Source organism: Amycolatopsis sp. SID8362, assembly GCF_010550475.1.
Lineage (GTDB): Bacteria > Actinomycetota > Actinomycetes > Mycobacteriales > Pseudonocardiaceae > Amycolatopsis > Amycolatopsis eburnea.
On record NZ_JAAGNB010000766.1, the window covers coordinates 1 to 927 of the forward strand.

The 927-nt window shown below is 73.6% G+C and carries 1 protein-coding gene; it reads right to left on the reverse strand.

Features of this window, described 5'->3' with window-relative positions:
* A partial coding sequence (locus tag G3I65_RS23580; protein WP_309235652.1) for a beta-ketoacyl synthase N-terminal-like domain-containing protein occupies window positions 1-778 on the reverse strand: 778 nt, incomplete at its 3' end.
* Between the last annotated feature and the right edge of the window lie 149 nt (window positions 779-927).

A 927-nucleotide genomic window follows, 5' to 3' on the forward strand; every position in this document is an offset into this window, starting at 1 on the left:
CGAAGGACTTGCAGCGGCCGTCCGGGGCGAGCCCGCGCTGCCGGCTGAACTCGACGAACCCGCCGGGCGTGCTCATCACCGACACGCCGGCCGCCAGCGCGAGCGTGCTCTCCCCCGCCCGCAGCGACCGGATCGCCAGGTGCACCGCGACCAGCGACGCCGAGCACGCGGTGTCCACCGTGAGCGCCGGGCCTTCGAGACCGAAGGCGTAGGCGATCCGTCCGGAAAGGACACTCGCGGCGAGCCCGGTCAGCAGGTGCCCTTCGACGTCGGCGGGTGCCTCGTGCAGCCGGGGCCCGTAGTCCTGGCCGTTGGTACCGGCGAACACGCCGGTTTTGCTGCCGCGCACGGAATCCGGCGCGATGCCGGCCCGCTCGAACGCCTCCCAGGCCGCTTCGAGCAGCAGCCGCTGCTGCGGATCCATCGCCGTGGCTTCACGCGGGCTGAGGTCGAACAGCGCGGCGTCGAACCCGGCGACGTCGTCGAGGAAACCGCCGTGCCGGACGTAACTCGTACCGGGCGCCGACGAAGGGTCGTACAGCTTCGCCAGGTCCCAGCCGCGATCCCGCGGGAACTCGGTGACGGCGTCGCGGCCCTCGTCGACCAGCGCCCACAGCTCCTCGGGCGAGGTGACGCCGCCGGGGTACCGGCAGCTCATCCCGACGACGGCGATCGGCTCGTGCGCGCGGTCTTCGAGCTCGCGGACCCGGCCGCGGGCCTCGCGCAGGTCGCCGGTGGCGCGCTTGAGGTAGTCGAGGAGCTTCTGTTCGTTCGTCACTTGGCGGCACCCAGTTCTTCGTCGAGCAGCGCGAACATCTCGTCGGCCGTGGCGTCCGCCAGCTCGGCCCCGGCGTCCGGGCCGGCCGCGACGAGCGTCCGGAGCCGGGTCAGCACGTGCGCCCGCGCGGCGCCGTCGAGGTCGCGCAG